10 protein-coding genes are annotated in these 17505 nt (G+C 67.0%); 6 read left to right on the top strand and 4 right to left on the bottom strand.

Translation table 11 applies throughout. The features are described from left to right. Positions 1 to 62: 62 nt before the first annotated feature. The 4 genes from K4043_RS09475 (at position 63) to K4043_RS09490 (ending at position 6544) form a co-directional block, all read left to right on the top strand. Positions 63 to 1379, top strand: coding sequence for a retropepsin-like aspartic protease (locus tag K4043_RS09475; RefSeq protein WP_265309119.1), 1317 nt, complete (start codon positions 63 to 65; stop codon positions 1377 to 1379). 105 nt (positions 1380 to 1484) lie between these two features. After that, positions 1485 to 4070 (top strand): ATP-dependent chaperone ClpB, encoded by a 2586-nt coding sequence (gene clpB / locus K4043_RS09480; RefSeq protein WP_123730379.1) that lies wholly within the window; start codon positions 1485 to 1487, stop codon positions 4068 to 4070. 124 nt (positions 4071 to 4194) lie between these two features. Continuing rightward, a complete protein-coding gene (locus K4043_RS09485) occupies positions 4195 to 5496 on the top strand; it encodes an aminotransferase class I/II-fold pyridoxal phosphate-dependent enzyme (protein WP_152151874.1) in 1302 nt (433 codons plus the stop codon). A gap of 166 nt (positions 5497 to 5662) precedes the next feature. Further along, positions 5663 to 6544 (top strand): AraC family transcriptional regulator, encoded by an 882-nt coding sequence (locus K4043_RS09490; RefSeq protein ID WP_265309122.1) that lies wholly within the window; start codon positions 5663 to 5665, stop codon positions 6542 to 6544. A gap of 6 nt (positions 6545 to 6550) precedes the next feature. On the opposite strand, the gene ybaL is transcribed toward K4043_RS09490, so the two are convergent. Next, positions 6551 to 8254 (bottom strand): YbaL family putative K(+) efflux transporter, encoded by a 1704-nt coding sequence (gene ybaL, locus K4043_RS09495; RefSeq protein ID WP_123730382.1) that lies wholly within the window; start codon positions 8252 to 8254, stop codon positions 6551 to 6553. A gap of 218 nt (positions 8255 to 8472) precedes the next feature. Next, a complete protein-coding gene (locus tag K4043_RS09500; protein ID WP_123730383.1) occupies positions 8473 to 10866 on the bottom strand; it encodes a TonB-dependent receptor in 2394 nt (797 codons plus the stop codon). 344 nt (positions 10867 to 11210) lie between these two features. On the opposite strand from K4043_RS09500, the gene K4043_RS09505 reads away from it, so the two are divergent. Then, a complete protein-coding gene (locus K4043_RS09505; RefSeq protein WP_123730384.1) occupies positions 11211 to 13067 on the top strand; it encodes an ABC-F family ATP-binding cassette domain-containing protein in 1857 nt (618 codons plus the stop codon). A 38-nt stretch (positions 13068 to 13105) separates the two neighbouring features. Here the strand turns inward: K4043_RS09505 and K4043_RS09510 are convergent, their stop codons facing one another. After that, positions 13106 to 14005: a LysR family transcriptional regulator gene (locus tag K4043_RS09510; protein ID WP_265309124.1), complete on the bottom strand. Its 900-nt coding sequence runs from the start codon at positions 14003 to 14005 to the stop codon at positions 13106 to 13108. Between the two features lie 207 nt (positions 14006 to 14212). Between K4043_RS09510 and blaL2 the strand changes: the two genes are divergently transcribed. After that, on the top strand, positions 14213 to 15115 hold the full coding sequence (gene blaL2, locus K4043_RS09515) for a L2 family extended-spectrum class A beta-lactamase (RefSeq protein ID WP_265309125.1): 903 nt from the start codon (positions 14213 to 14215) through the stop codon (positions 15113 to 15115). Positions 15116 to 15240: 125 nt separating this feature from the next. Here blaL2 and ggpS read toward each other — a convergent pair whose 3' ends face one another. Then, on the bottom strand, positions 15241 to 17487 hold the full coding sequence (ggpS, locus tag K4043_RS09520; protein WP_321160138.1) for a glucosylglycerol-phosphate synthase: 2247 nt from the start codon (positions 17485 to 17487) through the stop codon (positions 15241 to 15243). Between the last annotated feature and the right edge of the window lie 18 nt (positions 17488 to 17505).

Genomic DNA, 17505 nt, shown 5'->3' on the forward strand with positions numbered 1-17505 from the left:
AGGCGTGAGTGCAGCGTGGTTCCCGTGCTAGGGTCGAGCGGGGATGCAGACGGGAGTACGCGATGCGGAGATGGGTGCTGGGCATGTGCGTAGCGGTGATGCCGGCCACGGTAGCGGCCGATCCGGTGGCGCTGCACGATGGGTTCGGCTACAGCGACGCGGTGCTGCGCGCGGAGCTGACCACGCTGCGCGACATGAGCGGCGCACCCGGTCCGCGGCGTCACCTGGGCGCGGCCGGGTACCACCGCGTCCGTGGTGAACTGGCCGCTTCCAACCGTGCAGCACGCCAGTGCCTGGAGGAAACCCGGGATGCCCCACCCGCATTGCAGGGTCTGGCGTTCCTGTGCGAGTCCACCCTCGCGGGCAATGCGCTGATCGAGGGCGATATCGCCGGATGGGCGAGCCTGATGTTGCGCGTGCGCGAGGACTACCAGCGCACCATCGTGCCGATGCTCAGGGCCGGCGATGAAGTACCCGATGTCACCCGGCCGGCATTCGCGTCCTTCACCACCTGGCCGCGCAGCGCGCTGCCCGCAGCCGAGCGGGCGCAGGACGTGGCGGTGCCGATCCAGTTCAGCAATGAGCTGCCCTCGGTGACGCTCACCCTGCACGGCACGCGCGATGGCGCGCCGGTCGCCCACGAGGCGGCCTTCATCGTCGATACGGGTGCCCCGCGCTCGCATATCAGCCGCGGGCTGGCCGACTCGCTTGGTTTGGCGGTGACGGAGAACTTCGTGGTGTCGCGCATCCTCGAGGGCGATATCCAGCAGGCGGGCCTGGTGGCACCGATCGATATCGAGTTGGGTGGGCAGCGGGTGGGTGATGTGTCGTTCAACAGCGAACCCACGCGCGAGCTCAACCTGATCGGGCTGGACGTACTGCGTGCGCTGGGGCGGATCACGCTCTCGCGTGAAACGCTGACCCTGCTGGGGGCACAGTCGCCGGCCGCGTGCACGCGCCGGATGGCAGTGACCTCGTCGCTGTGGGGACCGTTCCAGCAACAGCGCTTTCCCATCCGCGGCCAGGACAACAACCTGATGCTGGTCGATACTGGCTTCAACGGAGCCTTCCAGATGCGCGGCGCGCCACGCTCGTCGGTGCCCGCTGCCGCGATCCAGCGCAAGAACGTCATCACCACCCGCGGGGCGGAGGACATCGAGTACGCCCAGGCCAATACCCCTCTGCAGCTGACCGACACCGTGACCCACATTCCGGTGGATATCGCCTTCCAGCCCCCGGATCTGTTTCCCTCGTCCTGGCGGATCGGCTATGGCGTCACCGGCGGCTATGAGGTGTTTCTAGACCTGCCTGGCGGCATCGGCTGCCTGCTGCCGCGTCCGGCCGAGCCGCCCCTGCTGGGCAGGCCTCCGACGGCCTGACCACGCCTGAATCGGCATCTCATCCACCCTTGAAACACGCGCGCGTAACCGCATCTCAGGGACAGTGCTGGCACGGCCAGCCCCGTTTACATCGAGGACAAGAACATGCGGATGGACAAGCTCACCTCGCGTTTCCAGCAGGCGCTGGCCGACGCGCAGTCGCTGGCCGTGGGCCGCGACCACAACATCATCGAACCGGTACATGTGTTCAGCGCCCTGCTGGACCAGCAGGGCGGCAGCACGCGCCCGCTGCTGGCCCAGGCCGGTGTCAACGTGCCGGTATTGCGCGAACGCTTGAATGAAATCCTGGAGGCCCTGCCCAAGGTCTCCGGGCAGGAAGGCAACCTGTCGATCGGCAACGATCTGAACCGGCTGCTCAACAACACCGACAAGCTGGCCCAGCAGCACGGCGATGCCTTCATCGCCAGCGAGTGGTTCGTGCTGGCCGCGGTGGACGATGGCGGCACCCTGGGCATGGCGCTGCGCGCCGCCGGTGCCGACAGGAAGAAGATCGAGACCGCCATCGACAAGGTGCGCGGCGGCGAGACCGTGCAGTCGGAAAACGCCGAAGACCAGCGCCAGGCGCTGGAGAAGTACACCATCGACCTGACCGCGCGGGCCGAGAGCGGCAAGCTGGATCCGGTGATCGGCCGCGATGAGGAGATCCGTCGCACCATCCAGGTCCTGCAGCGCCGCACCAAGAACAACCCGGTGCTGATCGGCGAACCCGGCGTGGGCAAGACCGCCATCGTCGAAGGCCTGGCCCAGCGCATCATCAACGACGAAGTGCCCGAAGGCCTGCGTGGCAAGCGCGTGCTCTCGCTGGACATGGGCGCGCTGATCGCCGGCGCCAAGTTCCGCGGTGAGTTCGAAGAGCGCCTGAAGGGCGTGCTCAACGACCTGGCCAAGAGCGAAGGGCAGGTGATCCTGTTCATCGACGAGCTGCACACCATGGTCGGTGCGGGCAAGGCCGATGGCGCGATGGATGCCGGCAACATGCTCAAGCCGGCGCTCGCCCGCGGTGAACTGCACTGCGTCGGTGCGACCACCCTGGACGAATACCGCAAGTACATCGAAAAGGACGCTGCGCTGGAGCGCCGCTTCCAGAAGGTGCTGGTGGGCGAGCCGAGCGTGGAAGACACCATCGCGATCCTGCGCGGGCTCAAGGAAAAGTACGCCGTGCACCATGGTGTGGAAATCACTGACCCGGCGATCGTCGCGGCGGCCACGCTGTCGCACCGTTACATCGCCGACCGGCAGCTGCCCGACAAGGCCATCGACCTGATGGACGAGGCTGCCTCGCGCATCCGCATGGAGATCGACTCCAAGCCGGAGGAACTGGACCGCCTGGAGCGGCGCCTGATCCAGCTCAAGATCCAGCGTGAAATGCTCAAGAAGGAAAAGGACGATGCCTCGCGGCAGCGCCTGGCCGATCTTGAGAATGACATCGATGCGCTGGAGCGCGAGTTCTCCGATCTCAACGAAATCTGGAAGTCGGAGAAGGCAACGCTGCAGGGCGCGACCCGGATCAAGGAACAGATCGAACAGGCCAAGCTGGAGCTGGAATCGGCCCAGCGCCGCCAGGATTTCGGCCGCATGAGCGAGATCCAGTACGGGCAGCTGCCGCAGCTGGAAAAGCAGCTGGCGGCCGCGCAGGAAGTGGAAACCAGCGAGTTCAAGCTGGTGCAGGATCGGGTCACCGCCGAAGAGATCGCCGAGGTGGTCTCGCGTTGGACCGGCATCCCGGTCAACCGCATGCTGGAAGGTGAGCGCGACAAACTGCTGCGCATGGAAGACATGCTGCACAACCGCGTGGTGGGCCAGGAAGAGGCGATCAAGGTGGTGTCCGATGCGGTGCGGCGCTCGCGTGCGGGCCTGTCCGATCCGGATCGCCCGAGCGGCTCGTTCCTGTTCCTGGGTCCGACCGGCGTGGGCAAGACCGAACTGTGCAAGGCGCTGGCCGAATTCCTGTTCGACAGCAGCGACGCGATGATCCGCATCGACATGAGCGAGTTCATGGAGAAGCACAGCGTCGCGCGCCTGATCGGTGCGCCTCCGGGCTATGTAGGCTACGAAGAAGGTGGCTACCTGACCGAGGCGGTGCGCCGTCGCCCGTACTCGCTGATCCTGCTGGACGAAGTGGAGAAGGCGCATCCGGACGTGTTCAACATCCTGCTGCAGGTGCTCGACGACGGCCGCCTGACCGATGGCCAGGGCCGCACGGTGGACTTCCGCAACACTGTCATCGTGATGACCTCCAACCTGGGCTCGCACCAGATCCAGGACATGAGCAGTGATGACAGCCCGGAGGCCTACATGCAGATGAAGGCGGCGGTGATGGGCGTGGTGCAGGCGCATTTCCGCCCGGAATTCATCAACCGCCTGGACGACATCGTCGTGTTCCATCCGCTGGACAAGGTGCAGATCAAGCAGATCGCCCGCATCCAGATGCAGGGCCTGGAGAAGCGCCTGGCCGAGCGTGGCCTGCGCATCGAGGTCAGCGACGACGCCTTCCAACTGCTGGGCAACGTCGGCTTCGATCCGGTCTACGGCGCCCGCCCGCTCAAGCGTGCGATCCAGTCGCAGCTGGAGAACCCGCTGGCGCAGAAGATCCTCTCCGGCGAGTTCCTCAACGGCGATGTGATCCGGGTCGATGCGGCCGAGGGCAAGCTGGTGTTCGTGAAGGGCTGAGCCCTGCGCGCACCGGCGGCCTGATAACCGTTGGGCCTCACACCATGCATGTTTGGCATGAACCCCCGCTTCGGCGGGGGTTTTTTGTTCGGTATCGTCGGCATTCACCTGGAGACGATGCGATATGTCCGAACACGGCAGTCCCGAATCACAGTGGCGCGCGGAGACCATCGCGGTGCATGGCGGTTACCGGCCCGATCCCACCACCCGCGCGGTGGCGGTGCCGATCTACCAGACCGTGGCCTACGCCTTCGATGACACCCAGCATGGCGCGGACCTGTTCGACCTGAAGGTGCCGGGCAACATCTACACCCGCATCATGAACCCGACCACCGATGTGCTGGAGCAGCGCATCGCCGCGCTCGAGGGCGGCATCGGCGCGCTCGCACTGGCCTCGGGCCAGGCCGCGATCACCTACGCGATCCAGACCATCGCCGAGGCCGGCGACAACATTGTCTCGGCCAGTGCGCTGTACGGCGGCACCTACAACCTGTTCGCGCACACGCTGCCGCAGTTCGGGATCGAGACGCGCTTTGCCGACTATCGCGATCCGCAGGCGTTCGGCGCGCTGATCGATGACCGCACCAAGGCGGTGTTCGTCGAGTCCATCGGCAACCCGCGCGGCAACATCACCGACATCGAAGCGGTGGCGAAGATCGCACATGCGCATGGTGTGCCGCTGATCGTGGACAACACGGTGGCGACGCCGTACCTGCAGCGCTCGTTCGATTTCGGCGCGGACATCGTGGTGCATTCGCTGACCAAGTACCTCGGTGGGCATGGCACCAGCCTGGGCGGGGCGATCGTGGATTCCGGGCGCTTCCCCTGGGCCGAGCACAAGCAGCGCTTCCGCCGCTTGAACGAGCCGGACGTGAGCTACCACGGCGTGGTCTACACCGAGGCACTCGGGCCGGCCGCCTACATCGGCCGCGCGCGGGTGGTGCCGCTGCGCAATACCGGTGCGGCGATCTCACCGTTCAATTCCTTCCTGATCCTGCAGGGCATCGAAACGCTGGCACTGCGGCTGGACCGTATCAACGCGAACACCCTGGCCGTGGCCAAGCACCTGCAGGGCCACGCGAAGGTCGCCTGGGTCAACTACGCCGCGTTGCCCGATCACCCCGAACACGCGCTGGTGCAGAAGTACCTGCGCGGGCACGGCTCCGGCGTGCTGACCTTCGGGCTGCCGGGTGGGCGTGCGGCCGGTGCGCGTTTTCTGGACGCGCTGCAGTTGTTTACCCGGCTGGTGAACCTGGGCGATGCCAAATCACTGGCCACGCATCCCGCCTCGACCACGCACCGGCAGTTGGATGCGGCCGAGCTGGAGAAGGCGGGGGTCAGCGAAGACACGGTGCGCTTGTCGGTCGGCATCGAGCACATCGACGACCTGCTGGCGGATCTGGAGCAGGCGTTGGCCAAGGCGTAGCGGCAGGACCCACGGCGGCCGGTGCGGGCCGGCCGCCGTGGTAGTTTTGGCGCGGCGCCATGCGCGGGGTCAGCATCCTCGGACGTTCCTGCAACTGCGCAAGATCGGCCACGCGCAGGAGCGCGGCACGGCGCACGCTGAGCGTCACCTAGAGAGGGAGCCCGCCATGCGCCGCATTGCCCAGATCCGCCAGAGCCACGGTATCGACCGCGTCATCGCCCATCTGCAGACATGCCTGCGCGCCGGTGATCCCTTGCCGGATCTGGAGGCACTGGCCGCGATCGCGCACCAATCGCCGTTCCACTTCCATCGCCTGTATCGCGCGCTGACCGGCGAAACGCCCGGGCGCACCGTGGCCCGCCTGCGCTTGCTGCAGGCACTGACGCTGCTCGGCCAGGCCGACAGCCGCGTCACCGAGGTCGCGCTCAACGTCGGCTTCGAAAGTCCGCAGGCGCTGGCCCGAGCCTGCCGCCAGGCACTGGATGCCACGCCCACCCGCCTGCGCGAGGACACCGCGCTGCGCAGCCACTGGCAGCAGCGGCTGTCACTGCCGGCCGGCGATCACGCAGACGGGACGGTACCCATGCAGGTCACGGTGACCACGCTGGAACCGTTCGATGTGGTCGCGCTACGCACGCAAGGGGCCTTCGATGATCTGGATCAGGCCTTCGGCGAGATCTTCACCTGGGCCGCCGAGCAGGGCTGGGTCGAACAGCTGCAGCAGCTGATCGGCATCGCACGGACGGACCACCGCGACGCACCGGCGCAGGACTGCGTATTCGATTGCGCAATGGGCTTCGGGCGCACGCCGCAGGCGCTACCGGCTCCGCTGCGTGCGCTGACGCTGGGCGGTGGCACGTATGCCGTGCTGCGCCATGTGGGCAGTTACGCGGGCCTGGAAGCGGCCACTGATGCCCTGCTACGCGACTGGCTGCCCGACAGTAGCCACGCCCTGCGCGATGCGGAGCTGTATTACCACTACCTGGATGATCCGGAGGAAGTGCCCGAGGCCATCCTCCGCGCGGATATCTGCGTACCGGTCGCGTAGCGGCCCTCACACCACCGGAATGCTGTGCTGCTGACCCATCGTGCGGTACGGCGGGGTGGACATCACCATCTCGGCCAGCGAGTAGGCCAGTTCGCGCTCGGCCATCACCGTGCCGTCGGCACCGTGGGCGAGCAGGTGCTTCACCTCGGCATCGCTGTGCGCGCGTGCCAGCAGGGTCAGGCCGGGGTTGAGCGCGCGCAGCTTGGCCAGCGTCTCACCGGCCTCCAGCGGCTGCGGGATCGCCAGCACGGCGATCTTGGCGCGCTCGGGATGCGCTTCGGCCAGTACGCGGTCGGACGCGGCGCTGCCGCGGATACCGGGCAGCCCGGCCGCGTGCGCTTCGGCGACGTGTTCCTTGTTGTCGTCGATGATCATCACCGGCACGCCACGGTCGCGCAGGACCTGCGCCAGCGCGCTGCCGACGCGGCCGTAGCCGATCACGATGGCGTGGTCGTGCAGATCCAGCGACGGGCCCGGCGGCAATTCCGTCTCCACGGTGGTGGGGGCGGTTTCCTGGTTTTTGAGCAGCCAGCGGTCGAGCAGGCCGAACACCAGCGGGTTGAGCATGATCGAGATCAGCGCACCGGCCAGCACCAGCGCCTGGCCTGTCGGCGGCAGAATCTTCAGGGTCACGCCGAGGCCGGCGATGATGAAGGCGAATTCGCCGATCTGCGCCAGGCTGGCCGAAATGGTCAGCGCGGTACCGGTCGGGTGGCCGAAGGCCCGTACGATCACGAACGCGGCGGCGGATTTGCCGAACATGATGATCGCGGCGGTCGCCAGCACCTGCCACGGATGCTCGATCAGGATGGCCGGATTGAACAGCATGCCGACCGAGACGAAGAACAGCACCGCGAAGGCGTCGCGCAGCGGCAGCGAATCGTTGGCGGCCTTGTGGCTCAGCTCGGATTCGTTGAGCAGCATGCCGGCGAAGAACGCGCCCAGTGCGAAGGACACGCCGAACAGCATGGCCGAGCCGAACGCCACGCCCAGCGCGATCGCCAGCACGGCCAGGGTGAACAGCTCGCGCGAACCGGTCCCGGCGATGCGCTCCAGGATCCACGGAATCACCCGGCGCCCGACTACCAGCATCACCGCCACGAACAGCCCCAGCTGCACGAAGGTCCAGCCGATGCTGGCCAGCACGCTGCCGACGGTATGGGTTTCATTGGCCGCATCCGGGCCGAACACGCCGGCCAGCACCGGCATCATCACCAGGGCCAGGACGCAGGCCAGGTCTTCCACGATCAGCCAGCCGATGGCGATCTTGCCGCGCGTGGTTTCCAGCAGGCGCCGTTCCTCCATCGCGCGCAGCAGCACCACGGTACTGGCGGTGGCCAGCGAGAAACCGAACACCACGCCGTAGATCACCGGCCAGCCCATCAACGCGGCAAGGCCCCAGCCGAGCAGGGTGGCGACCAGGATCTGGCCGATCGCACCCGGGATGGCGATCGCTTTGACCTCCATCAGGTCTTTGAGCGAGAAGTGCAGACCGACCCCGAACATCAGCAGCATCACGCCGATCTCGGCCAGCTGGTTGGCCAGCGCCTGGTCGGCAACGAAGCCCGGGGTGAACGGCCCTACGCAGATGCCTGCAATCAGATAACCGACGAGCGGAGACAACCGCAGCTTGTTGGCCAGCGCGCCGAGTATGAAGGCGAGCCCCAGGCCAACGGCAACGATGTTGATCAGGTCGGTGTCATGGTGCATCGGGGCTCGCAGAAATAGGGGATGCCCCGATTTTCACCGATGCGGCCGGTCCGGGCAAACATCGGCGACCGCAATGCTGCTATGTCCCCGTGGTCAGGTCATATGCTGTCCGGGACAGCCCGTGCGTTGAAGGGTGAATGCGCGGAATCCCGGTTTCCTGCGGCCAAAACGCACATGCCCCGGCGAACCGGGGCATGTGGTTTATCAGGCAGATTTATTTACCACTTGTAGGTCACGCGACCGTACACGTACGCGCCGTTGAACCCGTACGGCGAGTAGTTGCTGTACGGCAGCATGCCCCAGGTGGAGTTCTGCAGGTCCACGGTGCGGTCCGGATACTGGTCCAGGATGTTGTCCGCGCCCAGGGTCAGGGTCCAGTTCTCGCTCGGCTTGTAGCTGGCCGAGGCATCGAGGACCCACGAGGCGTCATAGGTCTGGTCGCGCAGGGCGGTGGCCGAATTGCGCACCGTGAACGAGCCGTAGCGGGTGGCCGCCAGGTTGAGGTCCCAGTGGTCGGTGCGCCAGGTGCCGCTGAGGATGGCCTTGTCGCGCGGGTAGCTGTCCTCGATGCGGCCGATCTCATCACGCCCGATCAGCGACTGGGTGATGCCCAGCGCGCCGAACACCGCCGGTGAGCCGATGAACTTCTTCACCTCGGTCTCGTTGTAGCTGTAGGCGGCGGTCAGTTCCAGCGAGCTGGCAGCAAAGGGAATCGTGTAGCTGGAGACCGCATCCACGCCGCGGGTGCGGGTGTCCACACCGTTGGTGAAGTAGGAGAACGCGGTGACGCCCGGCAGCCCCAGGCCGGCAAGCAGCGAATTGGCGGCGGTATTGGTGGTGATGTTGGTCGACAACACGATGCGATCGTCGATGTCGATCTGGTACGCATCCACGGTCAGGTACAGACGATCCACCGGCTGCAGCACCAGGCCCAGGCTGTAGGAGGTCGAGCTTTCGGCCTTCAGCGGGCTGGCGCCGAGCGCCTGCGCGGCCGGGCTGGTGGTCGGGAAGGTGCCGCGTTCTACGAACACGCCGTTGACGATCGTGCTGGTGACGGCCTGGTAGCTCTGCTGGGCCAGCGACGGGGCGCGGAAGCCGCTGGAGGCGGTGGCGCGCAGGGCGACCTTGTCGGTGAAGGCGTAACGTGCGGAGAGCTTGCCGGAGAACTTGTCGCCGAAGTCCGAGTAGTCCTCATAGCGGCCGGTGGCACCGGCGGAGAACTTGTCGGTGAGGTCCGCTTCCAGGCCTACGTAGACAGCGTAGTTGTCGCGGTCGGCATCCACCGCGTTGAGCGGAGTGAAGCCGCCGAAGCCCTGTGCACCGCTGCCGGTGTACGAGTTCAGTTCACCGGCCGACTGCTCCCAGGTTTCCTTGCGGTATTCACCGCCGAAGGACAGCGTGACCGGGTAGGCCAGGCCCCAATCCAGGGTCTTGGTCACATCGGCATTGACGATGTTCTGGGTGTACTCCAGCGCGCCGTCGTAGAACGAGCGCGGGCTGTTCACGCCGAGTGCGTAGTTGATGCTGTTGCGGGTGTGGAAGTCGATCTTGTTGGCGCCGTAGTTGTAGCTGACGTCCCAGTTCCAGCCGCTGTCCGTATCGCCCTTGACCCCGGCGACCAGCGAACGGTCCTTGGAATACTGATTGATCTGCGGCACGAACCCATCCGGGTAGGTCTGCGCCAGCAGCGCGCCCTGGTTGAGGTTGTTGCGCGAGCGGTAGAACGCGAACGAGGTGATGTCACGGTTGCTGGCCATCGCCGTGGCATAGGCCGAGACGTGGTCGCTGAACTGGAAGCTGGCGTTGGCCGACGCGGCGGTCGCATCCACCTGCGGGTCGCCGACCACGAAGGTGGTCTGGCCGATGTCGGGGAAGTTGCTGGTGTTCGGCACGGTGCCCTGGTACGGGCCGGCACGGTTGCTCTCGTCCTGCTGGACGATCTGGCCGGCCACATGCACGCTGCCGCGGCCGTCGGCGAAGCCGATGCCGGTATCGCCGGAGAGCTGGTACTTGTTGCCGTCACCGGCCGAGTACTGGCCGGCATCCAGCGCCAGGCTGCCGCCGGAGGACGAGCCCTTGAGCACGATGTTGATCACGCCGGCAATGGCATCCGAGCCGTACTGCGCCGAGGCGCCGTCGCGCAGCACTTCCACGCGCTCGATCGAGGCGATCGGAATCGCGTTGATGTCCACTGCCGACGAGCCACGGCCGATGCTGCCGTTGACGTTGATCTGCGCGGAGGTGTGGCGGCGCTTGCCGTTGACCAGCACCAGCACCTGGTCCGGGGAGAGGCCGCGCAGCTGCGCCGGGCGGATGCCGCTGGTGCCATCGGTCAGTGCCGGGCGCGGGAAGTTCAGCGAGGGCAGGGCGCGGGCCAGCGCGGTGGCCAGCTCGGTGGTCCCGGTGGACTGCAATGCCTCGGGGGTGATGATGTCGATCGGCGACTGGGACTCGGCCACGGTGCGGTCGGCCACGCGGGTGCCGGTGACGATGATGGTGTCCAGGGTGTTGGCCGCGGTGCGGGCGGGGGCGTCCTGGGCGGTGGCGGCGAAGCTGGACATACCGAGCGCGACAGCTACGGCGGCGGCGAGCGTACTGGTCTTGCGGTTCATCAGGATGTGGCTCCGGTAGTGACGGTGCTGCACCAAAGCGACATGACGACATCGAGGATCGGGTCAGCGAAGGCGGGTGTTGCGGTGCGCAATAGACGAATTAACGGGATATTCATCGCTTGTCAAATTTTCGCCGTTTTCGGAAAAAACGTTGCAGAAGCAACCATTTGCGTGCGGCATTGGATTCGACAGGAGGGTCCCGGGGAAGCGCAGGCGGGGTCGTGGGAGAGAGGAACGAGACCCGCCGCGCATCCCGGGGCGCGTCAAGTATTCGTTAACGTTAGAATTACGTCGCAGGAAAGGTGCTCACCAGCACATTCCATTCCGTTATATGGACCCCCAAGATGATCTCCCTTCGTAACTTCGCCTTGCGCCGTGGCGAGCGGCTGCTGTTGTCCAACGTCGACCTGACCCTGCACGCGGGGTACCGCGTCGGCGTGGTCGGCCGCAATGGCGCCGGCAAGTCCAGCCTGTTCGCTGCCGTGAAGGGCGAGCTGGAGGCGGACAAGGGCGACGTCGATCTGCCCGGCAAGATTCGCATCGCCAGCGTGGCCCAGGAAACCCCGTCGCTGCCCGACCCGGCGCTGCAGTTCGTGCTGGAGGGTGACACCGAGGTGGCCGCCGTGATGCGCGACGAGGCCGCGGCTGCGGCGCGTGAAGACTGGGAGGCGGTGGCCACCGCCCATCAGCGGATGGCCGAGATCGGCGCCTATGACGCGGAAGCGCGCGCCGGCAAGCTGCTGCATGGCCTGGGCTTCCCGGCCGAGACCCACTCGCGCGCGGTGTCCTCGTTCTCCGGCGGCTGGCGTGTGCGCCTGAACCTGGCGCGCGCGCTGATGATGCCCAGCGACCTGCTGCTGCTCGACGAACCGACCAACCACTTGGATCTGGACGCCGTGTTCTGGCTGGAGCAGTGGCTGCTCAAGTACCCGGGCACCCTGCTGCTGATCTCGCATGACCGCGAGTTCCTGGACAACGTGGCCACCCACACCCTGCATCTGCACGGGGGCGGCGCCAAGCTGTACGTCGGCGGCTACACCGATTTCGAGCGCCAGCGTGCCGAACAGCTGCGTCAGCAGCAGCTCGCCCACGACAAGGAACAGGCCGAGCGCGCGCATCTGCAGAGCTTCATCGATCGCTTCAAGGCGCAGGCCAGCAAGGCCGCGCAGGCGCAGAGCCGCATGAAGCGCCTGGCCAAGCTGGCCGGTACCGAAGCAGTGCGTGCCGAGCGCGAGTTCCGCATCGAATTCGCGCCGCCGGCCAAACTGCCGTTCTCGCTGATCCGCCTGAACCATGTCGAGGCCGGTTACGGCGCCGATTCGGTGATCCTGAGCAACGTGGGCTTTGGCCTGGAGGCTGGCCAGCGCATCGGCCTGCTCGGCCCGAACGGTGCCGGTAAGACCACCCTGGTGAAGACCCTGGTGGGCGAGCTGGACCCGATCAGTGGCGAGCGTGCCGCGCATCCGGACCTGCGCATCGGGTACTTCGCCCAGCACACGGTGGAGTCGCTGCACGAAGGGCAGTCACCGATGGAGCACTTCCGCGACCTGGCCCCGGACGCACCGAACCAGTCCTTCCGCGATTTCCTCGGCAAGTGGAACTTCGCCGGCGACCGCGCGTTTGAACCGGTGGACGGCTTCTCCGGTGGCGAACGCGCGCGCCTGGCCCTGGCGCTGATCGCCTACCAGCAGCCGAACGTGCTGCTGCTCGACGAACCGACCAACCACTTGGACCTGGAAATGCGCGAAGCGCTGGCCGAAGCACTGGCCGACTTCGAAGGCGCGATCGTGATGGTCTCGCATGACCGCCATCTGATCGGTCTGGTCTGCGACACGTTCTGGCGGGTAGCCGATGGCGTGGTCGAGCCGTTCGACGGCGATCTGGATGCCTACGCGGCGTGGCTGCGTTCGCGTCCGGCCGCACAGGGCACCAAGCAGAAGATGGCCGCGGCCGCACCGGAGCCGGTGCCGCCGACCCCGCCGCTGCCTGCGCGCAAGCCGGCCAACCCGCACAAGCTGGCCGCCGCCGAAGCCAAGGTGGGCGAGCTGGAAGCGCTGCTGGCCGATCTGGACCGCCAGCTGGCCGATCCCTCCAACTATGCCGATGCGACCCGCATGGCCGTGCTTGGCCGTGACCGCGAAGCGACCGCCACCCTGCTCAGCAAGGCCGAGCAGACGTGGATGGAATTGCTGGACGCGTAAACGGCATGCCGACCAACGGTCGCATCTCCCTGGCACCCTCAGGCAACCGGTAGGTGCCGACCGCTGGTCGGCACATCGTCCTGCGCCTCCAGCCATTCCCGGAACCGCCGCGCCGCGTCGCTCTCAGCGCGCGAGCGCAGCCGCGTCAGCCAATACCTGCCCAGGTCCAGGGTCTGCGCGAAGGGCTGGATCAAGCGCCCTTGGGCCAGGTCCTGCTCGAACATCTTCAACGGCAACAGTGCCACGCCCGCACCTGCGGCGGCGGCACTGGCCAGCGTCAGCGACGAATCGAACACCGGCCCACGCGCGTCCAGCTCCGGTGCTCCGGCCGCCTGCAGCCAGCGTGGCCACTCGTCGCTGCGGTAGGAGCGCAGCAACGCCACGTTGGCCAGATCGCGCGGCTGCCGCAGCGTACGTGCCAGCGCCGGCGCGCACAGCGGCGCAAACGGTGCATCGAGTACGACGTCGCTGATCTGCCCCTGCCAATCGCCATCACCGAACCGGATCGCCAGGTCCAGCCCTTCACCGGCGAGATCGATGCGGTTGTTGTGGGTCTGCAGGCGCAGTTCGATATCCGGATGGCGCGCGTTGAAATCCCCCAGGCGCGGCAGCAGCCAGCCGGTGGCGAAGGTGCCGACCACCCCCACGCTCAGTACCTCGCGGAAGTGTCCGCCGACGAAGCGGTCCAGGCTCACCGCGATGCGGTCGAAGGCCTCGTTGAGCACTGGATACAGACGGGCCCCCTCATCGGTCAGGGCGACCCCGCGCGGCAACCGGGTGAATAGCGACACGCCCAGCCGGTCCTCCAGCGCCCGGATCTGATGGCTCAGCGCGGCCTGGCTGACGCACAGCTCCAGCGCGGCGCGGGTGAAATTCTGGTGCCGCGCGGCAGCCTCGAAGGCGCGCAGGGCGTTGAGCGGCAGCTGGGGGCGGAGCATGGGGCGAGCCGTGAGCAGGGGTGATGCATCATCGCATCGCCTGCCGGGTTGGGTGCAATGATGGCCATCTACGACGCCAATGCGCCGAGCCGTCGTCATCGGGCCTTGGTTTAAGCATAAGGAAAATTGATGCCTCGCACTGAAAATCGTCGCTGGTGGACGGGCGTGGACCTGCCAATACTCAGGCCTTCGCCAAGGAGAACCTGCATGATCGCTCGACGACAGTTCCTGCAATGGACGGGCGCGGCCGCCGCGTCTGCACTGGCCGCCACCGCCTTCGCCAAGACGCCGCTGCCCGCGCCGAAACCCGCCGTCGCGGCGAAGGACTTCGCGGCGTTGGAAGTAGCAAGTGGCGGGCGCTTGGGCGTGACCCTGCTCAACACCGGCACCGGCTGGCGCACCGGCAACCGGCAGGACGAACGCTTCCCGATGTGCAGCACGTTCAAGTTCGTTTTGTCCGCCGCGGTGCTGCACCTGGCCGACCAGGGCAGGCTCTCGCTGGACCAGCGCGTGGCGGTGCGCCAGCAGGACATGCTCTCGCATGCGCCGGTGACCACGCGGCACATCGGCAAGGACGTCACCGTGCGCGATCTTTGCCGGGCGACCATGATCACCAGCGACAACCCCGCCGCGAACCTGCTGCTGGGCGCGGTGGGTGGGCCGGCCGGGGTCACCGCGTTCCTGCGTGCCAACGGCGATGCCGTGACCCGCAATGACCGTCTCGAGCCGGAGATGAACCGCTTCGCCCCGGGTGATCCGCGCGATACCACCAGCCCGGCCGCGATGGCCGCCAGCCTGCAGCGCTTCGTGCTCGGTGACGTCCTCAAGCCCGCCTCGAAACAGCAGTTGGCCGACTGGCTGATCGACAACGAAACCGGCGATACACGGCTGCGCGCCGGATTGTCCAAGGCGTGGCGGGTGGGTGACAAGACCGGCAGCAATGGCGAGGACACCACCAATGACATCGCGATCCTGTGGCCGCTCGCCGGCGGTGCACCGTGGGTGCTGACCAGCTATCTGCAGGGCGCGACGGTGGACGATGCCGGCCGCAACGACGTGCTGCGGCAGGTGGCAGTGCTTGCCGAAAGCATCATGCAGCACGCCGGGTAAGCCACGCCGCCGACAGGCACCGACCGTTGGTCGGTGCAGCACAGGGTAGTGCCGGCCGCTGGCCGGCAACCCATGAAACCGGCACCGCTTGGAGCCGGCCAGCGGCCGGCACTACCTCTACAACGTCAGCCTTCGGTGTGGCTGGTGCGTACCGCTTCCAGGAAGTCCTGGCCCCAGCGATCCACGTCGTAGTACTCCACGCTGCCGAAGAGCTGGCGCATGCGCCCGGTGGCTTCATCGTCGGGCATCGACAAGGCCTGCAGCAGGCCGGCGGTGAGGTCGGCCGGGTCATGTGGATTGGTCAGCACGGCGCCTTTCAGCTCGGCCGCCGCACCGGCAAACTCACTGAGCACCAGCACGCCGTTGCTGCCCTCGATGCCCTGCGTGGCCACGAACTCCTTGGACACCAGGTTCAAGCCATCGCGCAGCGGGGTGATCCACATCACCTGCGCGGCGGCGTAGTGCGCGACCACTTCTTCGAACGGGAGTGCCTGGGCGAAGAAGCGCACCGGGGTCCAGTCCAATCGCGAGAAACGCCCGTTGATCCGGCCGACCGCCTGTTCGATCTGGTTCTGCAGCGTGCGGTAGATGGTCATCTCGCGCGCGGCCGGCACGCAGATCATCAGCAGGGTGACCTTGCCCTGGCGATCCGGATGCTGTTCCAGCAGGCGCTCGAACGCCTCCAGCTTGGCCAGCGTGCCCTTGGTGTAATCCAGCCGCTCCACCGACAGCACCAGCTTGCGCGCGCCGATCTCCCGGCGCAGCTTGAAGATGTCATTGCGCACATCGCTGCGTGCGAGCACGTTGTGGATGCGGCGCAGATCAGTGCCGACCGGGTGCGCGCCGAGGGCGACTTCGCGGTCACCCACGCGCAGGCGCGTGGTCATCGTGTCCAGACCCACCGCACACCCGTACGTGAGGAAACGCGGGGCGCAGCTTTCCCACGCCAGACGCTCGGCCGGCATCGCGCCGCGCACGACGTCCACGAAGTTCTCCACCTGGCGCGGAATGTGGAAGCCGATGTAGTCGCAGCTGAGCAGGCTGCCGATGATTTCGCGGCGCCAGGGCACCACGTTGAACACATCGGCCGACGGGAAGTAGGTGTGGTGGAAGAAGGCGATCTTCAGGTCCGGGCGCAGCTCGCGCAGCGTGGCCGGCACCATCCACAGGTTGTAGTCGTGGATCCACACGGTCGCGCCATGCGCGGCTTCGGCGGCGGTGGCCTCGGCGAATTTGCGGTTGACCTTCAGGAACACCTGCCAGTCTTCTTCGCGGAATTTCGCGCGCTCCCAGAACACGTGCAGCATCGGCCAGAACGCTTCCTTGGAGAAGCGCTTGTAGAAGATGTCCACTTCCTGCTTGCTCAGCGGCACGCGCGCGGCGGTCAGGGTGGGGTAGCGCTCGGCATCCACCGCCAGATGGGTCTGGAACGGGCCGCGCTTGGGATCATCGATCCCCCACGCGACCCAGGAGCCTTTCTGGCCGCCTTCGAAGAAGCTCAGCAGCGAGGGAATGATGCCGTTGGGCGAGCGCGGCGGGCGCTGCACCAGCACGCCGTCCTCCATGACTTCATCGAAGGGCAGGCGGTGGTAGACCATCACCAGGTCGGCGCCGTCCGCGCGCGCCTGCGGTGGTGGGCGGAGGAAGGGGTCGTCATCGGCGAGCAGACCGAAATGTTCGATCGCCTCGAGGATGCCGCCGCAGCCCGGCGCCTGCGCATGGAAGGTGTGCTTCAGATCGGCCGTGGCGGCGGTCAGTGCCGGCTCGGAATCGCCCACGCACACCCCGCGGAAACCGGAGGTGTACATCGACAGGTCATTGAGGGTGTCACCGGCCACCAGGATGCGGTCGCGCGGGAGCTCCAGCAGGCGCGCAAGCGCGGCCAGGGTGCGGCCCTTGTCGGTATCGGGCGGCAGGATGTCCAGATAGCGGTCGGCCGAGTACAGCACATCGCAGCCCAGCGCCTGTGCGGCGGCCTGGATCTGCGAGCGCAGTGGCGCCAGCGTGTCGGGATCGCAGAAGTACGAGCAGCGGCGTTCCTGCGGCACATCCTGGCGCTGCAGTGCGGTGAACGGACGCATCGCGGCGGCGACGACCTGCTCGCCCGGCCAGTGCGCGTCGATCATCGATTGCAGGGGCTGCAGCGGCTGCAGGGTGTGGCCGTCGACGACGGTGGCGCCGACATCGCAGACCACATAGTCCGGGCGCGGAATGGCCGGATCGGAGAGCAGGGGCATGACCGCCTCCAGGCCGCGGCCGGTGATGAAGATCAGGCGGATGCCGGGGTGCTGGTCGACCAGCCGGTAGAGCCGATGGCGCGCGGCGGCATCGCCGGCGAGGAAGGTGCCATCCAGATCGGTGGCAAGGATCAGTTGCGGTGCCGGCGGGGC

The organism is Stenotrophomonas sp. SRS1 (genome assembly GCF_026130205.1).
GTDB lineage: Bacteria > Pseudomonadota > Gammaproteobacteria > Xanthomonadales > Xanthomonadaceae > Stenotrophomonas > Stenotrophomonas rhizophila_B.